Consider the following 15227-nt stretch of genomic DNA (forward strand, 5'->3'; position numbering starts at 1 on the left):
ACGCGACAGAGCCAGTGCCCCTTGCCAACCAATGCATTGGCCTGATTGACCATTCCATCATAGCGCATGCCTTGTCGACACCCGTTGTATTAGTGCAACAGTATCAGGCGTGTGATTAAAACGTCAACATGCTTTACCCATCATTTGCCCTGCATGATTTACGCGACAAAGCGCACAATTTGTCAGGTGATAATGGATAAACGGGACGAAGCATACACGGCATCGCCAATGTTTGCTGCCGGATGCCCGAAAACGGGAAATAAGACGCCCTGTTTTGGTGCGTTGCCGCATTATTCAGGGGCGTAGACGCGATTTTCGACGTCGGCGCGCGCGTCAGGAAAATAGGCAGAGTATCAACATAATTACTGACTTTCCGGTAATTTAAATTGCTCACATAGAAATGTTTTCCATGTTTTTCGGCACGCGCGCCGGGTGCCCGCTTGGAACGGATGAGGACGACTCTTGCTTGCAAATTCCACATCAGTTGAAACAATTTCTTACAATGTTGCCTTCTCAATATTTTGACATATTTGTGTCCAAAAAACGACACATTGACCGAAATCAAGTTTTTACCAGCCCAATTCCACACAATTTACTTTTTCTTTTTCGCATTTTTTGCTTAAAAGCATCAGAAAATACGCTTAGCGTCGGCTTGCGCGCCGGAGCATGCGCATGAAAGGGCCCAGCACCGGCAGTTTTTCATACAATTCTTCCGCCGCATCCCAATAATCGCGGTGTAACACCACCCGCCCCAGCCCGTCGAAACGCACATGTGTCGCTCCACGGATACATTGTTCGCCAGATACCAGGCGTTTCATGCGAAAGCGAAACTCCCACGTCAGGAACGCTTGCTCCCCCTGCCCCAGGCTTTCCAGCACGATAAACCGCGGGGCATCGACTTGCACGAACATGTGCTCGAAGATGGCCAGGATGGCGGCATGCCCCTCCACCTCGTTGAACGGGTCCTTGAAATGGGCATCTGGCGCGTACACGGCACCCAGCTGGGCCAGGCCCTCCAGGCTCAGGTGCTCGTAAAACGCCACCAGGCGCGCCAGCGCGCCTTCCATGGTTGCGCTCATAGGCCCGTCACCTTGCGGATCAGCCAAAAATAGGCGCGGTACGGCAACAGCCGCGCCAGGCGCATGGCATTGGTAAAGCGTTTCGGAAAGTGGATGTGGAATTGCCCCCGCTCGATGCCGTCGAGCATGGCGGCGGCCGCGTCCTGCGCCGTCATCAGGGCCGGCATGGTGAAATCATTGTTCGCCGTCAAAGGCGTAGCGACAAAACCAGGGTTGATTTGATACACATCAATCCCACGCGGATGCAAGTCCAGGTACAGCGATTCCGTCAGGTTGATCAGCGCCGCCTTGCTGGCGCCATACGCGAGCGCCTTGGGCAAGCCGCCATAGCCGGCCACCGAGCCGACGATGCCGATGCCGCCGCTGCCCTGGCGCAACAGCCACGGCAAGGCCGGCTCCAGGCAATTGAAGACGCCGCCCACGTTCAGGGCCAGCAAGCCCTGCGCCGCCTCGAGGTCGAAGCTATCGGCGCGCATGGCCTGATAGCCGCCAGCGACCACCAATATCAGGTCGATATGCGCCCACTGCTGCTGCAATTGCACGCAGACGGCCCGCACTTGCGCGTGCTGCGTGATATCGAGCGGCAAGGCCTGCGCCAGCGGCTGTCCCTCGCACAGCTGTTCCAGGCTGGCGCGGTGGCGGGCCGACAGGGCCACGCACGCGCCCTGCTCCAGCAGCAAGGTGGCGCACGCGGCGCCGATGCCGCTGGACGCGCCGATGATCCACACGCGCTTGCCAACCCAATTGCTGATCTTGCGATTCATGGGGCCGCCTCTGGACGCTTGCTGAACGATAAGGTGACGGCGCCCAGGCTGAAGCCGAACTTGCTCATGGCGGCGCGGTTGAGCATGACCTTGTCATCCATCAGGAACATCCAGTCCTCGAAGTCGACGTGGTAGAGCGTGCCATTGACGGGCAGCGCCAGCACGTATTGCCAGCGCAGCGCATTGCCCGCCACTTCGCCGATGGCTTCCCCGATCACGTCGGGCGCCGTGCCGATGAAGCGCCCGGGCGCCGTCTTGCGCAAGGTCCACACGCGCCGTTGCCGGCTGCCGTCCGCGTACTTGAAATCCTCGTCCAGGGTCCCCGTCTCGCCCGCCCAGCTGGCCCGCATCACCACGGTGAAACGTTTCACCACCTTGCCGGAGCGGTCCTGGAAGATGCCGTGGGCATCGAGCGTGCCGTTGAAATACTGTTGCAGATCCAGTATGGGCAATTCCTGCGCGTACGTGGCCGGCGTGGGCGGCGTGGAACAGGCGGCCAGCGCCAGCAGCAAGGCGGCCAGCGGCAGGCAACGTTTGCAATAAGTCATGAAGCGCATGCGCGATTCTCCCGATGGTCACTATATATATGTTGTAGCGGCGCGCGCCACAGCAATAACGCCGCCAGCAGTTTCAAAACACAGGGCAGCACGGCGTAGGCGGCAGACAGGGCCGGCAAGCCGCCGCTGCCGCTGGCAGGGCCGGCGGCAAGGCCAGGTCGGCGCCCAGCGCCAGGCCCGACAGCAGGCAGATGGCGGCAAAACCCCAGGCGGCGCCCTCGCCCAGGCCATACGCCCAGACAAACACGCTGGCGGCCAGCAGCATGGCGCCGCCCCAGGCGCGCGCTTCGCCAAAGCGGCGCGCCAGGGCCACCCACACGGGCATCGAGGCGGCCGCCGCGCAAAAGTAGACGATCAGAAACGGTCCCGCGTATTGGCCCAGGCGCAAGTAGTCGGTGGCAAAGAACAGGAACAGGGTGGCGGGAATGGCGGCAGCCACGCCATTGACGAGCAGGACGGCAAACAGCCAGCGAAACGCGCGCTGGCGAAATGGCAGGCGCCAGGCGCCAGCAGGCAGCGCCGCCGTGCCTTGGCGCAAGACCGGACGCGGCGCGCGCGCCAGCAGCAGCGCACCTGCCGCCAGCAGGCAGCCGGCAAAGGCCAGCGACAGGCCGTCATAGCCGAGCACGGACGTCAGCCCCGCCGCCAGGATCACGCCGAGCAAGCCGCAACCTTCGCGCACGGCCGTCACCCGCGCCCGCTGCGCGCGCGCCTGGCTCAAGGCCGCGCCCCAGCTCTGGTGCGCGATGCCGGCCAGGCCATAGGCGGCGTACACGAGCAGCAAGGCAGCCAGGAACCAGGCCAGGGTGGCCGCTTGCGGCATGGCCGGCGGATGGAACAGGGCGCCAAAGCCCAGCAACAGCAGCGGCAGCGATGCGCCGACCAGCACGGCATAGCTGCACCCGCCGCGCGCCATCCAGGCGCCGAGGGCCGGGTCGATGAAAGCGGCGGCAATGCGCGCCGCCAGCAGCACTGCGCCGATTTGCGCCAGATCAAGGCTGCTGCGCTGCGCATAAAACGGCGCCACATATATATAGATGGGCAGCGCCAGCATGGCCAGCGGCAAGCCGAACAGGCCATAACTGAACAAGGCGGGCAAGCTCAAGGCGCTGGCCCCGGCGTTCATGGCAGCGGCGCCGCACTCTGCAGCAAGGCGGCGCGCAGCTTCGGCGCCGTGCTCGACGGCGACAGCCAGATGGCGAAGAAGGCGCGCGCGAAGTCGCCATCGTTCACGTCGGCCAGCACCTTGCCATCGAGATAAAAGCGCACGCCGGGCGCGATGCCGGCCCGGTAGGCGCCCGCGATGCGCTGGTCTTCCTTGACGTCAGGAAAGATGCGCTGCATGGTGGCCAGCCACGCCAGGCGCTGCTCCGGCGTGCCGGCGCCGATTTTCTGCATCTGTTCATAGCTGGCTTCGGCGATCTTCTTGCCATCGAGCGCGCGCGCGTAACGCAATTCCAGCACGAAGGGCGCCGTTGCCGATGCCGCGCCCTGGTAACCGTTCGCGCCCACCCAAAGTTGCGCCCGATAAATACGCATGCCGAACCACGTGTATTCCCCCTCGCCCGCCAGGCGGGCTTCGGGCACGTCGGCCGCGATAAAGGCCGGCGGCGCAGCCGCGGCGCCAAACATGGTCAACGACAGCAAAGCGGCGACAAGCAGGCGGCGCATCATCACTCCTTGATCAGGGTAAATTGCATCACATCCGTGTTGTGGGCCAGGAAGGCGGCCTCGCAATACGCAAGGTAAAACTCCCAGGTGAGCAGGAAACGGCCGTCGAAACCCTGCTTTTCCAGCGCCGTGCGCTGGGCCAGGAAGCTGGCGCGCCACTGGCGCAAGGTTTCCGCGTAATCGAGGCCAAAGCTGAAGGCGTCTTCCACGCGCAAGCCCTGCGCCTCGGCGGCGCGGCGGAATTCGGCCGGCGAAGGCAGCATGCCGCCCGGGAAAATGTACTGTTGAATAAAATCCGTACTCTTGCTGTAGCGCTCGAACAAGTCGTCGGCGATGACGATGGTCTGGATGCAGGCGCGTCCGCCCGGCTTCAGGTTGCGCGCCACGCATGCGAAATAGCCGGGCCAGTAGCTTTGTCCCACGGCTTCGAACATCTCGATCGAGGCGATGGCGTCATACTGGCCGGCGCTGTCGCGGTAATCGCACAGCTGCAAGTCGGCCTGCCCTGCCAGGCCCGCGTCCTGCAGGCGCTGGCGCGCATAGGCGAGCTGTTCTGTCGACAAGGTCAGGCCCGTCACGTGCGCGCCGCAGTCGCGCGCCGCCGCTTCCGCAAAGCCGCCCCAGCCGCAGCCGATCTCCAGCACGCGTGCGCCCGGCTGCAGTTGCAACTGGTCCGCGATGCGCGCGTATTTCGCCCCTTGCGCCTGTTCCAGGCTGGCGCCTTCGGTGAACAGGGCGCTCGAGTACGTCATCGACGGGTCCAGCCACAGCTGATAGAAGGCGTTGCCGATGTCGTAATGGGCATGGATATTCTTCTTGCTGCCCGCGCGCGAATTGCGGTTGAGCAAGTGCCGGACCTTGTAGACCAGGTTGCCCCACCAGTTGCCATAGATCAATGACTCGATGTGCGCGCGGTTGCGTATCATCAACTCGATCAAGCCCGGCAAATTGTCCGTGCGCCAGTCGCCGGCGATAAACGTTTCCGCAAAGCCGATGTCACCCGAGCGCAGGACGGCCGCACACAGGCGCCAGTTGTGCAAGTCCAGGGTGACGGGATGGCTGCCATCGCCGTACAGCAAGATGCTGCCGTCCGGCGTGCGCAGGCGCAGCGCGCCGTATTGCAATTTTTCCAGCAGGCGCACGATCATGCGCCCGGCAGCGGGCATGTCCACGTGCGCATGCCCATGCAAGGGAGTGGAACTGCTGCGCGCATGCAGGCCGGTCGGCAGGGAATCGGAGCTCATCGGGACACCTTTTCTTGTGGAGGGTGGGGTTTGCTGAAAAACGGCACGCGGCGCAGCCACAGGCGCAAGGCTTGCCAATGGATGCGCACCATCACGCCGAACGTCATCAGGGGATAGCGCAGCAAGGCCCAGGCGATGGCGCCATCGCGCAGCGGCTGCGCCGTGCCGGACAAGCTCGTCTGCAGCAGCGGACCGTCGAGGTCGTCGTAATCGACCCGGGCCAGGTGGCGCTCGCCATCCTGGTCGTTGTTGCGCAGGAAACGGAAGCGGTACTGGCCTTCCACCTTGCAAAACGGCGACACGTGAAAGATTTTCTTGGCGACCAGTTCGCTGCCATACGCGATGGCGCCGCCCTGCTCGAGCAAGTACAGGTGGCGCTCGCCAAAGGTATTGCGCACGTCGCAGAGCACGGCCCGCAGCGCGCCGTCAAGCCCGTGACAAAACCAGAAACTGACGGGATTGAAGACATAGCCGAACATGCGCGGCATGGTTTGCAGCCAGATTTCGCCGCCCGCGTCGACCACGCCATGCTGGCACAGCAAGCCGTCGATCCAGTCCAGCAGCGGTGTCGTGCCATCGCCATGGTCGCTGTCGCGGAAGGACAGCACATTGGCGCCGTTGCGCGAAATCAAACGGGCAGGAAAATCGTGCGCGCCCAGGCTGCGCAGGGGCAGGCGCAGGTAAAACATGCCGTAAGCAAAAGCATGCGCGCGCGGGCGCAGCCGCGCATGGCGCACCTGTCCCAGGCACAGCTGGGGCTGCGGCCGGAGCGGCTGCGTGGGATCACGCGGCATGGCCAAGCTCCGCCGACGCCAGGCCATTCAGGGCTTGCGCCACGCCCAGGCCCGACTTCAAGCCGTCTTCATGGAAGCCATAGCCCGTCCAGGCGCCCGCGAACCACGTGTGCTGCGCGCCTTGGAAGCCGGCCAGGCGCGTCTGGGCGGCAATGGCCGCGCCATCGAACACGGGGTGGGCATACGAAAACTCGTCGATGATGCTTGCCGGATCGGGCTCGTCGAGCGGATTGAGCGAGACGATGACGGGCGTGGTAAACGGCAGCGGCTGCAACTGGTTCAGCAAATAGTGCACGCACACTTGCGGCGCTTCGCCCTCCCCCGCTGCCGGCCGTCCCTGGTAATTCCAGGCGGACCAGGCACGGCGGCGTTGCGGCAGGCAGGAGGCATCCGTATGCAGCACAGCCCGGTTCGGCTGGTAGCGCACGGCTTCGAGCACGGAGCGCTCGTCGTCGCGGATATCTCCCAGCAGGGCCAGCGACTGGTCGCTGTGGCAAGCGAGCACGACGTGATCGACATGCTCGACGCCGGCGGCCGTATGCAGCTCGACCATGCGCGCGCCGCCGTGCCCCTGGCGGCGCACGGCCAGCACGGGGCACGCCAGGCGCTGCTGCGGTATGCCCGCCAGCAATTTTTCCACGTACACGCGCGAGCCGCCCCGCACCGTGCGCCATTGGGGCCGGTCGCTCACTTGCAGCAACCCATGGTTGTGGCAGAAACGGATGAACGTGGCCAAAGGAAAGGCCAGCATCTGGCGCGCCGGACACGACCAGATGCAGGCGGCCATCGGCAACAGATACCAGTGACGGAATTCGTCGCCGTAGCCGTGCAGGTCGAGGAATTCTCCCAGCGACAGGGCCGGCGCCGGCAAGGCGGCCGTGGCCAGGGCGCTGGCCTGGCGGTTGAAGCGCAGAATGTCGCGCAACATGCGCAGGAAGGCGGGGCGCAGCAGATTGCTGCGCTGGGCAAACACGGTGTCCAGATTGGCGCCCGCCCATTCCAGCACGCGGGCATCGGGCGCAGCGCCCAGCGGCATCTTCACGGAAAACGACATGTCGCTGTCGGCCGCCTCGACGCCGAGTTCGTCAAACAGTTGCACCAGATGCGGGTAGGTGGCGTGGTTAAACACGAGAAAACCCGTGTCGACGCCATGCGTGACGCCATCGAGCGTGACATCCACCGTATGGCTGTGGCCGCCAAAGTAATCGCCCGCCTCGTACAAGGTGACGTCCTGGCCCGATTGCGCCAGGCGATAGGCACACGACAATCCTGCGATTCCTGCTCCGACGACGGCAATTTTCATGAGTGCACCCGTGTTATGTTTGTCCTGGACAAAACAAGCTGCATCGATAGTCAGTCAAATATTGATCTATGTCAATGAGCACCTGTTGTCGTTCACAAACTTATACGCGAGCAATATCCAATCGGATTCAGCTATTTGGTACGGGGCGGCGGAAGGCGTAGAATGCCAGTAACGTTCTTTTCGGCATGCGAGCAACCCCACTGGTATGGATACTGACCTGCAACTATCTCCTGCCTTCAGCATCGGCGATGTCGAACGCGACACAGGGCTGGCCAAGGAAACCTTGCGCGTGTGGGAGCGCCGCTACGACTTTCCCCAGCCGCGGCGCGACGCCTTTGGCGAGCGCAGCTACCCGGCCGAACAAGTGCAAAAGTTGCGCATGGTCAAACGCCTGCTGGACCTCGGATTTCGTCCGGGAAAAATCATGCAGCACAGCACCGCGCAACTGCAGCAGCTGGCCAGCGCCGGCAGCACGCCGCCGCCCGCGCCGGCGCCCCAGCTCGAACACTACCTGGCCCTGTGCCGCAGCCACCAGATGGCGGAACTGGGCGACGCCCTGCGCCAGGCGCTGGCCGTGCTGGGCTTGAAAGCGTTCACCATCGACGTCATCGCCCCCCTCACCGGCATGGTGGGCGAAGCGTGGGCTTGCGGCGAACTGGCGGTTTACGAAGAGCATCTGTATAGCGAAACCTTGCAAACGGTGATGCGGCACGCCATCTTTTCCCTTCCGCAAGCAAGCAGCCCATCCATGCGCTCGCCGCGCATCGTCCTCAGCACCTTGCCGCAGGAGCGTCACGGCCTGGGGCTGCTGATGGCTGAAGCGCTGTGCGCGGCGGCCGGCGCCCATTGCATGTCGCTGGGCGTGGAAACGCCGCTGACAGACATCGTCGCGGCCGCCCGCGCGCAGCGGGCCGACATCGTCGCGCTATCGTTTTCCAGCGCCAGCAAGCAACGGCAGACGCGCGACAGCCTGCAGCAGCTGCATGCAAGCTTGCCGCCAAGCATGGAATTGTGGGCAGGGGGACGCAGTCCCGTGCTGACCAGGCAGCCGCCCCCCTTCTTGCATGTGCTGGACTTGCGGCAAGTCGACGAAAGCATCGCCGACTGGCGTCGCCGCCACCAGGCGCTGGCCCTGCAAACCCACTGAACCGGCGGAAAAGCGCGGCAACTGCGGCGATCTCCGTGGATAGCGGCGCAATGTTGCCAATCGAACAGTAAAGCATGAAGGGCCGGGCGCGCTCTGGTAGAATAGCCCGTAACACAGTGTCCGGCGCCGCCGGGCCTTAGGTCAGCACCCGCCACCACACATCCATGTTTAGTTTCTTCAAGAAAAAACCCATCGCTCCCGAGGCTGCACCAGCCGAGCCCCTCGTCCTTCCCGCCGCCACGCCGCCTGCACCGCAGCCTGCCGCCACGCCCCTGAGCGGCGCGCCGGCCGAGCTCGTGCCCGTGATCGTCGCAGCCGAACCCGAGAAAAAATCGTGGATGACGCGCCTGAAGGCCGGCCTGTCGAAAACCTCGAACACCCTGTCCGTGCTGTTCGTCGGCGCGAAGATCGACGACGCCCTGTACGAAGAGCTGGAAGCGGCGCTGCTGATGTCGGACGCCGGCATCGACGCCACCGAATTCCTGCTCACGGAATTGAAGAAAAAGGTCAAGGAAGACAAGCTGCTCGACGCGGCCGCCGTGAAGGCCGCCCTGAAAGTGCTGCTGATCGACCTGCTCTCGCCGCTGGAAAAGCGCTTCGAGCTGGGCCGCCACAAGCCGCTGGTGATGATGATTTCCGGCGTGAATGGCGCAGGCAAGACGACCACCATCGGCAAGCTGGCCAAGCACATGCAGTCGAATAACCAGTCCGTGCTGCTGGCCGCGGGCGACACCTTCCGCGCCGCAGCACGCGAACAGTTGATGGTCTGGGGCGAACGCAACAACGTCACCGTGATTTCGCAGGAATCGGGCGATCCGGCCGCCGTGGCCTACGACTCCGTGCAATCGGCGAAGGCGCGCGGCATCGACGTGGTGATGGTCGACACGGCGGGACGCTTGCCGACGCAGTTGCACCTGATGGAAGAATTGAAGAAAATCAAGCGCGTGATCGGCAAGGGCATGGATGGCGCGCCGCATGAAACCCTGCTTGTGATCGACGGCAACACGGGCCAGAATGCCCTCACGCAAGTGAAGGCCTTCGACGATGCCCTGCAGTTGAGCGGCCTGGTGATCACCAAGCTGGACGGTACCGCCAAGGGCGGCGTGCTGGCGGCGATCGCCCGCGTGCGTCCCGTGCCCGTGTATTTCATCGGCATCGGTGAGAAAATTGAAGACTTGCAGCCTTTCGTGGCTGCCGAATTTGTCGAAGCGCTGCTAGGATAAGCCTATACATGATTGAATTTCAGCACGTCTCCAAGCAATACTCCGCCGACGCCGTGGCGCTCAGCGATATTTCCCTCAATATTGCCAAAGGCGAGCTGGTGTTTTTAGCGGGCCCGTCCGGCGCCGGCAAATCCACCTTGCTGAAAATGATCGCCGCCATGGAACGCCCCACGTCGGGCAAGCTGATCGTCAATGGCCAGGACATGGCGAAGATCAAGCCGGCCGGCGTGCCCTTCCTGCGCCGCAACATGGGCCTGATCTTCCAGCAGCAAAAATTGCTCAACGACCGCTCCATCCTGGCCAACGTCATGCTGCCGCTGCTCGTCGTCGGCGCCCACAAGACGGCGGCCGAACAGCGCGCGCGCGCCGCGCTCGATAAAGTCGGCCTGCTGGACCGCGCCATGGCGCGTCCCCTGTCGCTGTCGGGCGGCGAGCAGCAGCGCGTGTCGATCGCGCGCGCCATCGTCAACCGGCCGCAGATCATCCTGGCCGACGAACCGACGGCCAACCTGGACCGCGCCAGCGCCAACAAGGTGCTCGACGCCCTGAAAGCGTTCCACTCCGTGGGCGTGACTTGCCTCATTTCCAGCCATGACGAACAGATGCTCGACGCCGCCGCCCGCGTGATCCACCTGAAAAACGGCCAGCTGGTGGCCATCGACAAGGCCACGCAGGCGCCCGTGTTCGCGCCGCCCGATCCCGATTTCGCCCCAGGCTTAGATGACGGCGAAGGAGAACAGGCATGAGAGGCTGGTTCCGTCAACATCGCTTCGCCCTCGGTTCGGCGCTGATCCACTTGCGCAAGTCGCCGGGTGGCTTCCTATTGAACGTGCTCGTCGTCGCCATCGCCCTGTCGCTGCCGTTCGCCGGCTTGACCATGCTCGACAATGTCCGCCCCATGTCGGAACAGATGTCGGTCGACCCGGAAATCAGCGTCTTCCTGAAGATCGACACGCCGCGCGAGCAAGCCGTGGGCCTGGCGGGCGCCATGCGCAAGATTGTCGGCGAGCAAAAGGCGAAGATCGTCTTCATCCCGCGCGAACAGGCGCTGGATTCGCTGAAAAACAAGAACGGCCTGGCCGATGTGCTGAGTACGCTGGGTGACAATCCCCTGCCCGACAGCTATGTGCTGAAACTCGACGCCTTCAGCAGCGCCAGCGAAGCGCAGGATGTCGATGCGGTGGCGGAACAGCTGCGCCACTTGCCCGGCGTGGAATCGGCGCAAGTCGATTCGGCCTGGGTCAAGCGCCTGGCGGCCCTGCTGGGCGTGCTGCGCCTGGTGCTGCTGCTGCTGGCCATTACCCTGGGCGTGGCCGTGATCGCCGTCGTCTTCAACACCATCCGCCTGCAAGTGATGCAGCAGCGCGATGAAATCAGCATCTCGAAATTGATCGGCGCGACGGACACCTTCATCCACCGTCCCTTCTATTACACGGGCGCCCTGCTGGGCTTGTGCGCCGGTGCGCTGGCCCTGGGCGCCGTGGCGCTGGCTTTGCAGCCGCTCAATACGGCGATTGCCGAGTTTGCCCGCCTGTATGCGTCCGAATTCCAGCTGGTGCCGCTGGCGCCGCTGCCGATGGCCGGCTTGCTGGCCGTCAGCGCCGGCCTGGGCCTGATCGGCGCCTTCCTCTGCGTGCAGCGCCACCTGGCGCGCCTGAACTGATCTTCTTTCCCATGGCGGCGCCTCCGGTGCCGCCATGCGCCCTCCCCATACTGCTGTTATCTTGATATTAAGCAAGTATTCTTAAGGTTCGCTTCAGCCAGAGGCCGTAGACTGGCTACGTTGTCGTGAAGCGGCCTGCAGCACTGTTCAGATCGCTATTCAGACATATTTATCAGGCATTCATTCGCCATAGCATTTAGGCTATCAGATCGATTAAATGTGCTGATTGGCACTCTCAAGCAGAGAGTGCTAATATAGGGACATACCAACAGCAGAACCGCCATGGACGCCAGATCAAGATGGTGCCGCGATCTGCAAAGTGCAAGACCGAATACGCAAAAACGACGATACAAGCTGCCACGTCGCGTGACGTGGCCAACTGGAACAAAGCAAGACTACGAGGGAGAAAACATGACTATGATGTCCGCAACGTCCGCATTGGTTCCGACCAAAAGTAATGCGCTGGGCCTCGGGTTCACTGGCAATCTGGGCAATATCGACGCCTATATTTCGGCCGTGAACCGCCTGCCCATGTTGACCCACGACGAAGAAATTTCGCTGGCGACACGCCTGCGCGAAAAAAATGACCTGGCCGCCGCGCAAGAACTGGTGCTGTCGCACCTGCGCCTGGTGGTCTCGATTGCCCGCGGCTACCTGGGCTATGGCTTGCCGCACGCCGACCTGATTCAGGAAGGCAATATCGGCTTGATGAAAGCCGTGAAACGTTTCGATCCGGACCAGGGCGTGCGCCTGGTGTCGTACGCCATGCACTGGGTGAAAGCCGAGATGCATGAGTACATCCTGAAAAACTGGCGCCTGGTCAAGGTCGCGACGACGAAGGCGCAGCGCAAGCTGTTCTTCAACCTGCGCAGCCACAAGACGGGCCTGGATGCGATGACGCCGAAGCAGATCGATGCGCTGGCCAAGCTGCTCGACGTGAAACGCGAAGAAGTGATCGAGATGGAAACGCGTTTGAGCGGCCGCGACATTGCTCTGGAATCGCCGACCGACGATGAAGACGACAAGTTTTCGCCGATCGCCTACCTGTCGTCGGAGCAAAGCGAGCCGACCAAGGTGCTGGAAGCGGAACAAGTGACGCGCCTGCAATCGGAAGGCCTGGAAACGGCCCTGTCCAAGCTGGACGCCCGTTCGCGCCGCATCATCGAAGCGCGCTGGCTGGCCAACGACGACGGTTCCGGCGCCACCCTGCACGCGCTGGCGGAAGAGTTCGGCGTATCGGCCGAGCGCATCCGCCAGATCGAAGTGGCGGCGCTGAAAAAAATGAAGGGCGCGCTGGCGGCCTACGTGTAATCGCAAGCAATGCCGCAATGTAAAAGGCGCCGCAAGGCGCCTTTTAGTTTTACTACTTGATGTTTATCAACAGATAAACATGGCAGCCAGTTAAGCTGCAGCCAGGCCCTTGCTGATCAATTCAGCAACGACTTCATTCAGATCCGCACCGCGCTCCTTGGCCAGGGTCTGCAATTGCAAGACCAGATCGCTGTTCAGCTTGACGGCGAATGGCACCAGGCCCAGGGCCTGGTCGCGCTTGCGCTGTTCGCGGCGGTCGACGACCACCGCTTCCTTACCGAATGCACCGGCGCCGGGAACATTCATCTTTCCCATCAGTTTCTTGGCATCGCTTTTGGCCAGGTCGGTTTTTTTCATGGTTGTTTCCTGATTTTCAAAACAGCCATTCTACGCAGTAATCGGCGCGCCGCGTGGCTCGCGCCTCAATTCATCGGCAGCACGCCAATAGTGCGCCGGAAAAATATCATTTTGTTACTATCATTTTATCCCACGCGTGAACAAGCACGCCGGGGACGCTCCACCTGAAAGGAAAAACATGTCTACTCTGAACCGCTCTTACCGCACCGTGCTGCTTCCCCTGTTCTTCGCCTGCCTGGCCATACTGGCCGGCTGCGGCGCGGCCGGCAGCGCCGGCGACGCGGAAAACACGCCGCGCAGCGTCACCCACGTGCTTTCGCCGGGCGAACAGGTGGCCATCACGGCCACCGATACCCTGAAACTCGAACGCGTCAACGACAGCCGCTGCCGCAAGGGCGCCGTGTGCGTGTGGAAAGGCTACGTCAGCTACAGTTTCAGTTTGCTCAACAGCGCGGGCACGACCGACATCGTCCTGTCCGAGTCCATGCCCGGCGCCGCCAGTTCCGTCACCGTCAACCACCTGACGTTCACCCTGCTCGACGTCGACCCGGCCACGCCGCCCACCCTGAATGCGGCCGAGCCCACCTACCGGGTCAAGGTGAAAATCACCCAGGGCGCGCTGCCCCGCTGATGGCTAGGCATCGTGGCGCCGCTGGCTGTCTTCGGGCGCCTGCTGCCGCTCCAGCAAGCCGTAATCGCGCACGACGGCGGCAATGCGCAGCCGGTAATCGTCGAACACGCCGTGCCGGCCGGCCGATTGCGCCGCGCGGTGCGCTTCCAGCTGCCGCCACTGCGCCAGCGCCGCCTCGTCGCGAAAGAACGATAGCGACAGCAATTTTCCTGGCTCGCTCAGGCTGCTGAAGCGCTCGATGGAAATGAAACCGTCCACCTCATCGAGCAGGGGCCGCAGGGACGCCGCCAGGTCCAGGTACTGCTGGCGTCCTGCGGCGCTGGGCCAGACCTCGAAAATCACGGCAATCATGCGTTTTCTCCTTGCGCAAACACGGGGATGCGCGCGTTCAGCGACGGCAGATAACGCCACGCCAGCGGCAAGCGTTCCAATGCCCCGGCCCACGCCTGCAGGCAAGCCGTGGCGGTGGCGAGCGCGATGGCCTGGCCCGGACACGCGTGGCGGCCATGGCCGAAGCCCGACTCCGCCTGGCCGGCGCTGGCCAGCACGACGAGGATCATCTGCCCGGCCGGCACGCGCACGCCATTGAACTCAGCGTCTTCCGCCGTGTAGCGGCGCGTGTTGTGGATGGCGGGATCGCGCAGGCTGACTTCGCGCAGCATGGCCGGCCACAGCTCGGGCGCGGCGCGCAGTTGCGGCAGCAAATCCCGCTGCGTGCGCAAGGCCACGATGGCATTGCCCAGCAAGCCGGCCGTGGCGTCGCACGTCTGCGACAGCAAGCCCACGAGGTTGGCCAGCACGCCGCCCGACGCTTGCCAACCCAAGGCATCCGCCTCGGCCACGATGGCGGCCAGCATGCTGCCGGGCCTCACGTCGCCCGCGCGCAGCAGACGGCCAAAACTTTGCAGCAGAGCATCGGCCGCCACTTGCGCGCCGGCCAGTTGCTCGGCATTGCTCAGCGGCGACAGGCAGGCGACAAACGAGCGCGTCCAGGCGGCCAGCGCCGGCCATTGCGCTGGCGCAAAGCCCAGCAAGTCCGCCATGGCGAACAGGGGCAGCTCAAAAATCGCATCGTTCAGCTGGGCGGCGCTGCCGGGCACCCGCTCGCCGGCAAGGTGCAGCGCCCGCCCCTGCAAGCGCGCCATATCCACCTGGCCCAGCGCGCGCGCCAGCACCTGTTTTGGCAAGGTATGCCGTTCGCCATCGTTCATGCGCACCAGTTCGGCAAAGATCGCGCCGCACGGCGTGCCCGCCAGGTTGTGCGGCACGCCCAGGTCCGCTGGCCGCACGCGGCAGGCGGGATGCGCCAGCACGGCGCGCACGCCGTCCGCGCCCGTCGCCAGCCAGCAGTCGAGCTGCGCATCGAATCGCAGCGGCGGGCCGTCCGCCAGGCGGCGATAGTAATCGTACGGCGCCGCGTGGGTGACGGCAGAGAAAGGGTCCACGGGGTCGGTAACAGAATCGGTGAGCGGCATGCGGCTTC

At 63.6% G+C, this 15227-nt stretch carries 17 protein-coding genes; 6 read left to right on the plus strand and 11 right to left on the minus strand.

The genetic code is table 11. The features are described 5' to 3' along the window. Nucleotides 1-641: 641 nt before the first annotated feature. The 8 genes from O3301_RS24410 to O3301_RS24445 all read right to left on the minus strand — a co-directional run bounded on the left by O3301_RS24410 (nucleotide 642) and on the right by O3301_RS24445 (nucleotide 7412). Complete coding sequence (locus O3301_RS24410; protein ID WP_305057744.1) at nucleotides 642-1079, minus strand: nuclear transport factor 2 family protein; 438 nt, start codon at nucleotides 1077-1079, stop codon at nucleotides 642-644. Then, nucleotides 1076-1843: an SDR family NAD(P)-dependent oxidoreductase gene (locus tag O3301_RS24415; RefSeq protein ID WP_305057745.1), complete on the minus strand. Its 768-nt coding sequence runs from the start codon at nucleotides 1841-1843 to the stop codon at nucleotides 1076-1078. Before O3301_RS24415 ends, O3301_RS24410 begins: the two co-directional genes overlap by 4 nt. After that, a complete protein-coding gene (locus O3301_RS24420) occupies nucleotides 1840-2400 on the minus strand; it encodes a DUF3833 domain-containing protein (RefSeq protein WP_369812237.1) in 561 nt (186 codons plus the stop codon). Before O3301_RS24420 ends, O3301_RS24415 begins: the two co-directional genes overlap by 4 nt. A gap of 73 nt (nucleotides 2401-2473) precedes the next feature. Continuing rightward, complete coding sequence (locus O3301_RS24425) at nucleotides 2474-3526, minus strand: MFS transporter (protein ID WP_305057746.1); 1053 nt, start codon at nucleotides 3524-3526, stop codon at nucleotides 2474-2476. Next, nucleotides 3523-4071 (minus strand): chalcone isomerase family protein, encoded by a 549-nt coding sequence (locus O3301_RS24430; RefSeq protein WP_305057747.1) that lies wholly within the window; start codon nucleotides 4069-4071, stop codon nucleotides 3523-3525. The genes O3301_RS24425 and O3301_RS24430 overlap by 4 nt, the downstream gene beginning before the upstream one ends. A 2-nt stretch (nucleotides 4072-4073) precedes the next feature. Further along, entirely contained in the window at nucleotides 4074-5315 is a 1242-nt protein-coding gene (locus O3301_RS24435) for a class I SAM-dependent methyltransferase (RefSeq protein WP_369812238.1), read from the minus strand. Beyond that, a complete protein-coding gene (locus tag O3301_RS24440; RefSeq protein WP_305057748.1) occupies nucleotides 5312-6109 on the minus strand; it encodes a DUF1365 domain-containing protein in 798 nt (265 codons plus the stop codon). The genes O3301_RS24435 and O3301_RS24440 overlap by 4 nt, the downstream gene beginning before the upstream one ends. Further along, nucleotides 6099-7412, minus strand: a complete 1314-nt coding sequence (locus O3301_RS24445) for an NAD(P)/FAD-dependent oxidoreductase (protein ID WP_305057749.1) — start codon at nucleotides 7410-7412, stop codon at nucleotides 6099-6101. The genes O3301_RS24440 and O3301_RS24445 overlap by 11 nt, the downstream gene beginning before the upstream one ends. Nucleotides 7413-7617: 205 nt before the next feature. Here O3301_RS24445 and O3301_RS24450 point away from each other — a divergent pair, with 205 nt between their 5' ends. The 5 genes from O3301_RS24450 to rpoH all read left to right on the plus strand — a co-directional run bounded on the left by O3301_RS24450 (nucleotide 7618) and on the right by rpoH (nucleotide 12756). Continuing rightward, a complete protein-coding gene (locus O3301_RS24450; protein ID WP_289913646.1) occupies nucleotides 7618-8559 on the plus strand; it encodes a MerR family transcriptional regulator in 942 nt (313 codons plus the stop codon). Nucleotides 8560-8723: 164 nt separating this feature from the next. Then, on the plus strand, nucleotides 8724-9782 hold the full coding sequence (ftsY, locus tag O3301_RS24455) for a signal recognition particle-docking protein FtsY (protein ID WP_251351064.1): 1059 nt from the start codon (nucleotides 8724-8726) through the stop codon (nucleotides 9780-9782). Nucleotides 9783-9790: 8 nt separating this feature from the next. Beyond that, entirely contained in the window at nucleotides 9791-10528 is a 738-nt protein-coding gene (locus tag O3301_RS24460; protein ID WP_251351063.1) for a cell division ATP-binding protein FtsE, read from the plus strand. Further along, nucleotides 10525-11445: a permease-like cell division protein FtsX gene (gene ftsX, locus O3301_RS24465; protein ID WP_099665445.1), complete on the plus strand. Its 921-nt coding sequence runs from the start codon at nucleotides 10525-10527 to the stop codon at nucleotides 11443-11445. The genes O3301_RS24460 and ftsX overlap by 4 nt, the downstream gene beginning before the upstream one ends. Nucleotides 11446-11862: 417 nt before the next feature. Then, complete coding sequence (gene rpoH / locus O3301_RS24470; protein WP_034784924.1) at nucleotides 11863-12756, plus strand: RNA polymerase sigma factor RpoH; 894 nt, start codon at nucleotides 11863-11865, stop codon at nucleotides 12754-12756. 90 nt (nucleotides 12757-12846) lie between these two features. Here rpoH and O3301_RS24475 read toward each other — a convergent pair whose 3' ends face one another. Beyond that, nucleotides 12847-13113: a hypothetical protein gene (locus O3301_RS24475; RefSeq protein WP_077399791.1), complete on the minus strand. Its 267-nt coding sequence runs from the start codon at nucleotides 13111-13113 to the stop codon at nucleotides 12847-12849. Nucleotides 13114-13291: 178 nt separating this feature from the next. Here O3301_RS24475 and O3301_RS24480 point away from each other — a divergent pair, with 178 nt between their 5' ends. After that, nucleotides 13292-13744, plus strand: coding sequence for a hypothetical protein (locus O3301_RS24480; protein ID WP_305057750.1), 453 nt, complete (start codon nucleotides 13292-13294; stop codon nucleotides 13742-13744). A gap of 3 nt (nucleotides 13745-13747) precedes the next feature. Here the strand turns inward: O3301_RS24480 and O3301_RS24485 are convergent, their stop codons facing one another. After that, nucleotides 13748-14095, minus strand: a complete 348-nt coding sequence (locus tag O3301_RS24485) for an antibiotic biosynthesis monooxygenase (protein ID WP_305057751.1) — start codon at nucleotides 14093-14095, stop codon at nucleotides 13748-13750. Then, complete coding sequence (locus tag O3301_RS24490) at nucleotides 14092-15219, minus strand: cytochrome P450 (RefSeq protein ID WP_305057752.1); 1128 nt, start codon at nucleotides 15217-15219, stop codon at nucleotides 14092-14094. Before O3301_RS24490 ends, O3301_RS24485 begins: the two co-directional genes overlap by 4 nt. Nucleotides 15220-15227: the final 8 nt, after the last annotated feature.

The organism is Janthinobacterium sp. SUN211 (assembly GCF_030587315.1).
GTDB lineage: Bacteria > Pseudomonadota > Gammaproteobacteria > Burkholderiales > Burkholderiaceae_D > Janthinobacterium > Janthinobacterium kumbetense.

What these genes read in the sequence shown, in the direction of transcription:
- O3301_RS24410 (WP_305057744.1), bottom strand. Translation starts at nt 1,079, where the DNA reads ATGAGCGCAACCATGGAAGGCGCGCTGGCGCGCCTGGTGGCGTTTTAC.
- O3301_RS24415 (WP_305057745.1), bottom strand. Translation starts at nt 1,843, where the DNA reads ATGAATCGCAAGATCAGCAATTGGGTTGGCAAGCGCGTGTGGATCATC.
- O3301_RS24420 (WP_369812237.1), bottom strand. Translation starts at nt 2,400, where the DNA reads ATGCGCTTCATGACTTATTGCAAACGTTGCCTGCCGCTGGCCGCCTTG.
- O3301_RS24425 (WP_305057746.1), bottom strand. Translation starts at nt 3,526, where the DNA reads ATGAACGCCGGGGCCAGCGCCTTGAGCTTGCCCGCCTTGTTCAGTTAT.
- O3301_RS24430 (WP_305057747.1), bottom strand. Translation starts at nt 4,071, where the DNA reads ATGCGCCGCCTGCTTGTCGCCGCTTTGCTGTCGTTGACCATGTTTGGC.
- O3301_RS24435 (WP_369812238.1), bottom strand. Translation starts at nt 5,315, where the DNA reads ATGAGCTCCGATTCCCTGCCGACCGGCCTGCATGCGCGCAGCAGTTCC.
- O3301_RS24440 (WP_305057748.1), bottom strand. Translation starts at nt 6,109, where the DNA reads ATGCCGCGTGATCCCACGCAGCCGCTCCGGCCGCAGCCCCAGCTGTGC.
- O3301_RS24445 (WP_305057749.1), bottom strand. Translation starts at nt 7,412, where the DNA reads ATGAAAATTGCCGTCGTCGGAGCAGGAATCGCAGGATTGTCGTGTGCC.
- O3301_RS24450 (WP_289913646.1), top strand. Translation starts at nt 7,618, where the DNA reads ATGGATACTGACCTGCAACTATCTCCTGCCTTCAGCATCGGCGATGTC.
- ftsY (WP_251351064.1), top strand. Translation starts at nt 8,724, where the DNA reads ATGTTTAGTTTCTTCAAGAAAAAACCCATCGCTCCCGAGGCTGCACCA.
- O3301_RS24460 (WP_251351063.1), top strand. Translation starts at nt 9,791, where the DNA reads ATGATTGAATTTCAGCACGTCTCCAAGCAATACTCCGCCGACGCCGTG.
- ftsX (WP_099665445.1), top strand. Translation starts at nt 10,525, where the DNA reads ATGAGAGGCTGGTTCCGTCAACATCGCTTCGCCCTCGGTTCGGCGCTG.
- rpoH (WP_034784924.1), top strand. Translation starts at nt 11,863, where the DNA reads ATGATGTCCGCAACGTCCGCATTGGTTCCGACCAAAAGTAATGCGCTG.
- O3301_RS24475 (WP_077399791.1), bottom strand. Translation starts at nt 13,113, where the DNA reads ATGAAAAAAACCGACCTGGCCAAAAGCGATGCCAAGAAACTGATGGGA.
- O3301_RS24480 (WP_305057750.1), top strand. Translation starts at nt 13,292, where the DNA reads ATGTCTACTCTGAACCGCTCTTACCGCACCGTGCTGCTTCCCCTGTTC.
- O3301_RS24485 (WP_305057751.1), bottom strand. Translation starts at nt 14,095, where the DNA reads ATGATTGCCGTGATTTTCGAGGTCTGGCCCAGCGCCGCAGGACGCCAG.
- O3301_RS24490 (WP_305057752.1), bottom strand. Translation starts at nt 15,219, where the DNA reads ATGCCGCTCACCGATTCTGTTACCGACCCCGTGGACCCTTTCTCTGCC.